General features: G+C 41.4%; 5 protein-coding genes. 2 read left to right on the top strand and 3 right to left on the bottom strand.

What is annotated here, in order from left to right; genetic code table 11:
• Positions 1–63: 63 nt before the first annotated feature.
• The 3 genes from ACEW8O_RS07655 to ACEW8O_RS07665 all read right to left on the bottom strand — a co-directional run bounded on the left by ACEW8O_RS07655 (position 64) and on the right by ACEW8O_RS07665 (position 5,008).
• Positions 64–528 carry a RidA family protein gene (locus ACEW8O_RS07655; RefSeq protein WP_373494032.1) on the bottom strand — a complete coding sequence of 155 codons (465 nt, stop codon included), beginning with the start codon at positions 526–528 and terminating at the stop codon, positions 64–66.
• A 67-nt stretch (positions 529–595) separates the two neighbouring features.
• Positions 596–1,909 carry a gluconate:H+ symporter gene (locus ACEW8O_RS07660; protein ID WP_373494033.1) on the bottom strand — a complete coding sequence of 438 codons (1,314 nt, stop codon included), beginning with the start codon at positions 1,907–1,909 and terminating at the stop codon, positions 596–598.
• A 762-nt stretch (positions 1,910–2,671) separates the two neighbouring features.
• Positions 2,672–5,008 carry a T9SS type A sorting domain-containing protein gene (locus tag ACEW8O_RS07665; RefSeq protein ID WP_373494034.1) on the bottom strand — a complete coding sequence of 779 codons (2,337 nt, stop codon included), beginning with the start codon at positions 5,006–5,008 and terminating at the stop codon, positions 2,672–2,674.
• A 38-nt stretch (positions 5,009–5,046) separates the two neighbouring features.
• Between ACEW8O_RS07665 and ACEW8O_RS07670 the strand changes: the two genes are divergently transcribed.
• Both ACEW8O_RS07670 and uvrB read left to right on the top strand, forming a co-directional pair.
• A complete protein-coding gene (locus ACEW8O_RS07670) occupies positions 5,047–6,231 on the top strand; it encodes a DUF4105 domain-containing protein (protein ID WP_373494035.1) in 1,185 nt (394 codons plus the stop codon).
• A 66-nt stretch (positions 6,232–6,297) separates the two neighbouring features.
• On the top strand, positions 6,298–8,330 hold a 2,033-nt coding region (gene uvrB, locus ACEW8O_RS07675), incomplete at its 3' end, for an excinuclease ABC subunit UvrB (protein ID WP_373494036.1).

Genomic DNA, 8,330 nt, shown 5'->3' on the forward strand with positions numbered 1-8,330 from the left:
CGGACCTATATCCATTTATATTGCGAAGCATATATCAACGTATTTCAATTTATATCATTAAAATTACTTCAATTCAAATAAAGCTTCAATCTCCACTGGGATATTATCGGGTAATGACCCAAAGCCTACTGCACTTCTGACTCCGATTCCGTTTTCCGGTCCCCAGACAGCAGCGAAAAGTTCACTGCATCCATTGATTACGTAAGGATGTTTTTCAAAGTCTGATGTGCAATTTACCATGCCCAGTACTTTGATCACTCTTTTTACATTGTTGAGACTACCTATATTTGCCCGTATGGTGGACAGCATGGCCAAGCCTACTTGTCTTGCTGCAAGTTTTCCTGCTTCAATATCCAGGTCTTCACCTATTCTTCCAATTATTAGAGTTCCATCCTTCTGAACTGTCCCATGTCCTGAGAGGTACAAGTATTTGCCATCTACCAAACACGGTTTATAAACGCCAAGTGGCTTTGGAGGTGGGGAAAGTTCAAGACCGAGATTTGAAAAGTTTTCTTCTGCTGTTTTCATGGATAAGATTTTAGAAGGTAGATTTTAGATTTTAGATTTGGGTTTGAATGGTAAAGGTCTTGGGTAATCATATAAAGGCATCTAATATCATTACCCCGCCTAGTCCGACTACGGCCACAATGGTCTCCATAAGCGACCAGGATTTGATGGTGTCCTTGACGCTGACGTTGAAGTATTCTTTATAAAGCCAGAAACCTGCATCATTGAAATGGGAAAACATCAGGCTTCCGGCGCCAATGGCCAAAACCAACAAGTTAGGATCGACTGAACCGCCGGAAACCAAAGGGGCAATAATCCCTGCAGTGGTCAGGCCCGCAACAGTGGCCGAACCCACACAAACCCTGATGATGGCTGTAATCGTCCAAGCCAAAATCAATGGGTGGACATCCCAACCTTGAAGCGAATCTGCAATAGTCTGACTAACCCCTGAATCCATCAATACCTGCTTCAGCGCACCTGCCCCTGCAATAATCAGCAATATCATGGCAATATCTTTGGAAGCTACCACATATATGTCCATTAGCGTAGGAATTGAAAAATTCATCCTGACTCCTATGGTAAAAGTGGCTATCAATAAAGAAATCAACATGACCATTCCCGGGTCTCCAACGAATTTGATATAGGGGAAAAGCCAATGCTCATTTGACATGTTCAATGTAATAATCGTGGTTCCGATCAACAGGAAAACCGGAAATAAGGCGGAGAAAAAGCTGTTGAAAGTCCCGGGAAGTTCTTCTTCAGGTTTGGTTTTGGCCTGAAAGGTCTCCAATGGTTTGGCATCAATATTCTTGAGGAATCTGGCAAATACAGGCCCGGCAATAATAATAGTCGGAATAACAATGATCAGACCATAGGCCAAGGTCAAACCCATATTGGCACCAAACTGTGCAACCAAAGCAGCCGGTGAAGGATGTGGCGGTAAAAACCCATGGGTCACCGAAAGCGCCGCCAATAATGGAATCCCTACATAAACCGCAGGCAGCTTGTACTGATAGGAAACAGTGAAAACAAGAGGGACCAACAAGACAAAGCCAACATTATAAAACAACGGAATGCCTACCACCAAACCCGTCACCATCATTGCCCAGGTTACATTTTTTACCCCGAATATGGACATCAACGTATCTGAAATCCTTTGTGCGGCCCCACTTTCTGCAACCAGCTTGCCCAGCATAGCACCCATTACGATGACAATCACCAAATCACCGAGGATTCCGCCAATGCCTTTTTGGACAGAAACTGCAATCAGTTCGGGAGGAATCCCCAAAAGAAAACCGGCAAGAATGGAGGAAATCAAAAACGCCAAAAAAGGATTGAACTTGAGCCAGGTGATCAATAGAATGAGCACCAAGATGCTAATGAAAACAAATACAAATGACATAGGTTGGGTCTAGGTTAACGAACCAAGTTAAAAAATTTATTGGGATTGACTTATCGAAGTCCCCCCAATATTTTTTGGGCGGTCAAACTTCAGTTTATATTTTATGGAAGTAAGGAATTATCCCTGTAGCGGGCAATGCTAGATAGATCATTGTGGATAATCACAAAGGGAATTTTTTTTGAACCACAAAAGTGACAAAAGGATACAAATGTTACTGATATCAACTTTTGATGATATAGTCTTTTGTTCCCTTTTGTCACTTTTGTGGTTCCATCATTTTTTTGTTAAGACAATAAAGCCAGCCAATTCGCAATGACGTAATCGAAGCAGCCGTCATGTTGGGGACTACCAATGACATAAATCGGAGCACCCTTCATGCTGATCCCCCCGATAGCTATGGGGGCTATCGGGAGAAGCATCTCAAGAGGATCCGGAAATGTTTAATATAAACATAAATAGGACCTCTGGAGATTCTTCGTGCCTACCATTGACAGATTATTGATAAGTGCAATTATTTACTGGTTTTACATTAATTTCGTTTAAATTAATCATATATAAGCCAAACTAATGTCATTATATTTTCTGAACATTTCCAAAATGTTAATTACTCAGGATGACGGCTGCCTAGCGGGTAACTTGATGTCATTCCTTTTCTGAACATTTTAATAATGTTGGGGACACGGAATGACGTATCTTCCGTTTTCTGTCTCCCGTCTTCTGTCTTCAACAAAGTCATCAACTATCAAATAGCAGTTAAACACCCTACTTCTTTATAAATCTCAAAAGATGTCTTTTCCTACTATCACTGACCTCCAGTAAATAAAGACCTGGATTTAACCTCTCAAAGATCTGCTCTATTTGATCTTCTGCAAAACTGCCGGAATAATGGACATGACCCATGATATCAAAAATCTTCAGTCCGATAAGGCTCCTGTCTAAATCCTGTGGTATAGAAATCCGGATTGGTCCGGAGGTATAAGGGTTGGGCCAAAGCCGGAATTTGGTTTCCAGATCGGAGCTTTTGATACCTTCCAACCGGAAAACTTTGCTATAACTGCTGTCTCCATTATGATCAACCTGTTTTATCCGGTAAAAAACATTGGCGGTAGTAAGTTTTTCCCTGTATGTAAAATTATAATGCTGTACAGCTTCACTGTTGCCCAACGAAGGTACCTCACCAATCAAATGGTAATTCTCCAAACCATCCAAAGACCTGTAAATCAAAAACCTTTCATTATCGGATTCTTTGGCTGTAGACCATGAAATATGGATTTCTCCATCCTTCCATTGGGCACGGGAATCAAGCCATGTTACAGGAAGAATAGAAAGTTCACGATAACTTCCCACTGTAAAAGTAACGCCATTCAGATCTCCATACTGCAAATCCCTCCTGGCCCATAAGGTATCAGCGTCCAAACCGGGCAAGTGGATGCCCGGTGCGGCGAGACCATTGCTGACGATTCTGAGATCATCCACATCATCGACAATCAGATTTTCCGCAGATATCCTCATTTCTATATCATCTGTACCTGACGATAGACCTGCAAATTCGAAGTAACTGTTTAATTGATATAAAATCGGTGTTCCATCAGAATCATCAAACATCGGATCCCAATTAGTCCCTGGAATTTCCATAAATCTTACCGAAAGATCCCCACCTGGAGAATTGCCCAATAGCCGGATTTTTCTTACACCTCCATTGTAGGCATCCACGAAGGGGAATGTTGCATTTGAAGCGTTTAAGCTGGAAGGTATTTGATTATAGTGCAATTGATGGAGATTCAGCCACTTTCCTCCCGAAAAATTCAGACTCCCTCCTCCATTTGTATTGATATGTAAGTCAAAGCCACTGAAATCTACCTGACCTCGTTTCATGATAAAATTGGATTTGGTACGCAGGTCAGAGGAAAGGACCACCCTGCCTGAAGGTTTGTCCACGGCAATTTGCTGTAGGTCCATCTGCCAATTGACAACCTGTTGGATTCCGGTGCCCTCAAACCTTAAATAGGTAGGTGCCTCCACAATATTTCCTCCTGTCAACCTGACAAAATCCCCTCTTAAAAAAACCGAATCCGGCAGGAGTTTATTGGAGAGATTTTCAAAGAGTAGGTTGTTATAGGTTTTTGGTTTTCCTGAACTTGCCATTGAAGTCCTGACCAATCGCTGATTACCGGAATTAGACCTGTAATAGACATTTCCTTCAAAAAGGAAATTGGCAGCATCCATAACCGGTTCATTCCCCAAAAGGACAAAATTGGCTCCGGGTTTTAGATGGAAAAGGTTGGCTGGGATTGTTCCTGTTCTAAAAATTATAGGATCTAAGGGCGATGAACATTGTGAAATAAGTGTGGCTCCTGGTTCAATTATAAAGTCCCCGTACGGACCTGAACCATTGAAAATTGCTTCCACATTGAATGAGAATGTTGAACATATCGATGGAACGTTGGTGTTCAAAGTTTGAACTACAGTCCCTGATTGAATTATAAATCTAGTTGCTTTAAATGGTGAGTTCACTGTTAAAACTGCACCCGGTTCCGGATCAAAAATTACTGTAAACTTACTTCTTGTATTTTGTGCACTCCATGATGACCTATCAACAACATTCCTCGAATTTCCTTTGAAAATTATTTGGCCTGTAACCGGATAAATCCAATCAGTTACAGTTATTGCTGTACTGCTTCCAATCAACTGGTAGTCAGATCCGAATCTTTCCATTAACCGAAGAGAACCGAAAACCTCTAAAGCATGATTCTGCAAATTAAGTTTACTACCTGTTGATCCTTGTGCATTCAAGTAAACCGTTTTGGCGGACTCATTACCTGTCAATCTGATTTCATTTTGGTAATCAATAAAAATATTATTCCCCATCCCTGGCTTCACACCAGTCGCCACCCAATTAACCCCATCCCAAACTTCCCAAACTGAAACATTATCAAAATCCCCTGAACCAATTGTCCTGAAATCCCCTACTTCCAATGCAATCTGAGCATCAACCTGCTGACTTATGAAAATCACTAAAACAAAAAATACAATATAATTCCCATAAATTCGTACCGAATTTGTGCAAATGCTGGAATATTTGTCTTTGAAAAAATCCATATTTGAAAAAGTTTAGAACCCTACATGAATTTAATTTTATGACTGCTTATTTAAAAAAGTTACTGCTCATTTATCCGTTTATTTATTCGGTTATTTTTTTCAGCCATGCTCAGGATTTCCAGATCAGCCTTTTGACCTGTGATCCGGGTGATGAACTGTACTCCGCTTTTGGACATAGTGCCATCCGGGTATTTGATAGAACCAGTGGCGAAGACTATGTTTTCAACTATGGGACATTTGATTTTAATGTGCCATTCTTTTATGTCAAATTCACCCAAAGGACCCTGGATTATATGCTGAGCCTGACAAATTATGACCGGTTTTTAATAGAATACCATTATAATCAGCGGGGAGTAAGGGAACAGATTCTTGACTTAAGCCCCGAACAGACAGACAAGATGATCGAATTTCTCAAATTCAATTATCTTCCCCCAAACCGTTTTTACCGCTATGATTTCTTTTATGATAATTGTGCTACCCGTATAAGGGATGCCATGGAGGAAATCTTGGGAAATCAACTGGACTGGAATGAGGATCCGCTTGCTGAACAAAAAACTTTCCGAAATATGATCGATGAATATGTCTATCGACTGGCATGGGCCGATTTTGGGATTGACCTTGCATTGGGTTCGGTAATAGATGTCACAGCCGAAGAAATAGAAAAACAGTTTTTGCCGGATTATATGGAGGCAGCATTTGGAAGGGCTATGATCGTAGGGGATGGACCAACAAGGCCTCTTGTCAAGGAAAATAATGTGATTATGGAGTTCCCGGAACGGTCTTCAGAATTGGATTTATTTAACCCCTATGTCCTTTGGTGGCTATTTGCTATCATTACTATGGTGCTCACTTATATCGGCTTCAAAAGAAAAAAAATGTTCAAAGGCTTTGACATTGTTTTCTTTTTTGTGCTTGGTCTATTGGGTCTGTTGATTGTTCTACTTTGGTTTTTCACTTTCCATTCCCAGACCAAATACAATTGGAATATACTTTGGGCATTTCCGGGACATTTGGTTTTGGCTGTCGCTCTCATGAAAAATGAAACCGTTACTTGGGTAAAAAAATACTTATTATTTGCCATGATTATGGCCAATATTACTTTGGTATTCTGGATTTTCGGTTGGCAGTCATTCCACCCCAGTATTATTCCTTTACTGTTGGTGATTCTCCTTCGAACAAATTTTCTCTATTATAACATTGGAAAATCCAAAGCAAGAATATAAACTTTGGTTTCTCTAAACTATTTACCGGGGGGACAATGTTATATCTTTTTTGATCAGACATAAAAAATGGACTTCAAATTAGTATCAGAATATAAACCCACCGGAGATCAGCCAAATGCCATCAGGGAGTTGGTGGAAGGTGTAAATAATGGAGAACCTGCCCAGGTCCTTTTAGGGGTGACCGGCTCGGGGAAGACCTTCACTGTGGCCAACGTGATACAGCAGGTTCAAAAACCGACCTTGGTACTAAGTCATAACAAAACCTTGGCAGCACAACTATATGGGGAATTCAAACAGTTTTTTCCGGAAAATGCCGTGGAGTATTTTATTTCCTACTATGATTATTACCAACCGGAAGCATTTATTCCTACCAGCGGAACCTATATAGAAAAAGACCTTTCGATCAATGAAGAAATCGAAAAACTGAGACTCAGTGCAACTTCGGCCCTTTTGTCCGGAAGAAGGGATGTGATCGTGGTCGCATCGGTTTCCTGCATCTATGGTATTGGAAATCCGGAAGAATTTGGAAAAAATGTCATCCGGCTTCAGGAAGGGGATCGTATCCCCAGAAACCAATTGCTCTTCAAATTGGTCGATATCCTTTATAGCCGAACCAACAATGAAATGACACATGGTACATTTCGGGTAAAAGGTGATACCGTTGATATTTTTGTGGCCTATGCAGATTTTGCCTTCAGGATTTTCTTTTGGGGGGATGAAATCGAAGCCATGCAAAGAATAGATCCTGCGACCGGAAAGAAATTGTCCGATGAAAAAATCATCTCGATTTTCCCTGCAAACCTTTTTGTAACCGGAAGGGATGTCATCGATACCGCCATTCACGAAATACAGGATGACCTGATGGGACAAGTGTCATTCTTTGAAAAAGACATGAAACTCATTGAAGCCAAAAGGTTGAGGGAAAGAACAGAATTTGACCTTGAGATGATCAGGGAATTGGGCTATTGTTCGGGTGTGGAGAATTATTCCAGGTATTTTGACAGGAGAAAGCCCGGAACCAGACCATTCTGCCTGATTGATTATTTTCCGGATGATTTTCTTTTGGTCGTGGATGAAAGCCACGTCACATTGCCTCAGGTACGGGGAATGTGGGGGGGTGACCGATCCCGAAAAATCAATTTGGTGGATTACGGATTTCGATTGCCATCTGCCCTTGATAACAGACCGCTGAATTTTGATGAATTTGAAAGCCTGATCAATCAGGCCATTTATGTCAGTGCTACGCCGGCAGATTTTGAACTGGCAAAAACTGAAGGAGTCGTGGTAGAGCAAATTATCAGACCGACAGGACTTTTGGATCCGATCATTGATGTCAGACCCAGTGCCAATCAGATTGATGATCTTTTGGAAGAAATCGATGAAAGGGTAAAATCCGGAGACAGGGTATTGGTAACTACGCTAACCAAAAGAATGGCTGAGGAATTACAGAAGTATCTGGAAAAAACAGGGGTTAAAAGCCGCTATATTCATTCCGAAGTAAAACCTTTGGACAGGGTTGAAATCTTGCGTGAACTTCGTTTGGGAATATTTGATGTCCTAGTCGGGGTCAATCTGTTGCGGGAAGGGTTGGATTTACCGGAGGTCTCTCTCGTTGCCATATTAGATGCTGACAAAGAGGGATTTCTTAGAAATGAGCGGAGTTTGGTACAGACCATCGGACGGGCGGCAAGAAATGAAAACGGAATGGTTATCATGTACGCAGATAGGGAAACAGCGTCCATGCGGATGGCCATTGATGAAACCAATAGACGCCGAAGTCTGCAAATTGCCTACAATGAGGAACACGGGATTACCCCAACCACCATTATCAGATCCAAGGATAAGATCATGGGACAGACCAAAGTAGCTGACAGTAAGAAAAATGCCAAAACCTACGAGGACACGGTCAATGCTGAAACATTGGTAGCTGCTGATCCCCTGGTCCAATACCTAAGTAAAGAAAAATTGGAAAAACTGATCATCCAGACCCAAAAGATGATGGAAAAAGCGGCCAAAGAACTTAACTTCATGGAAGCTGCAAGGCTAAGGGATGAATGGCAGGGATTGAAAAACAGATTGGAGCAGATGAAGAGAGGGGT

Origin of the sequence: Aquiflexum sp., assembly GCF_041749095.1 — a bacterium.
GTDB lineage: Bacteria > Bacteroidota > Bacteroidia > Cytophagales > Cyclobacteriaceae > Aquiflexum.

Bases quoted from the DNA above. Each gene is read 5' to 3' on its own strand.
- ACEW8O_RS07655 (WP_373494032.1), bottom strand. From the start codon at position 528: ATGAAAACAGCAGAAGAAAACTTTTCAAATCTCGGTCTTGAACTTTCC.
- ACEW8O_RS07665 (WP_373494034.1), bottom strand. From the start codon at position 5,008: ATGGATTTTTTCAAAGACAAATATTCCAGCATTTGCACAAATTCGGTA.
- ACEW8O_RS07670 (WP_373494035.1), top strand. From the start codon at position 5,047: ATGACTGCTTATTTAAAAAAGTTACTGCTCATTTATCCGTTTATTTAT.
- ACEW8O_RS07660 (WP_373494033.1), bottom strand. From the start codon at position 1,909: ATGTCATTTGTATTTGTTTTCATTAGCATCTTGGTGCTCATTCTATTG.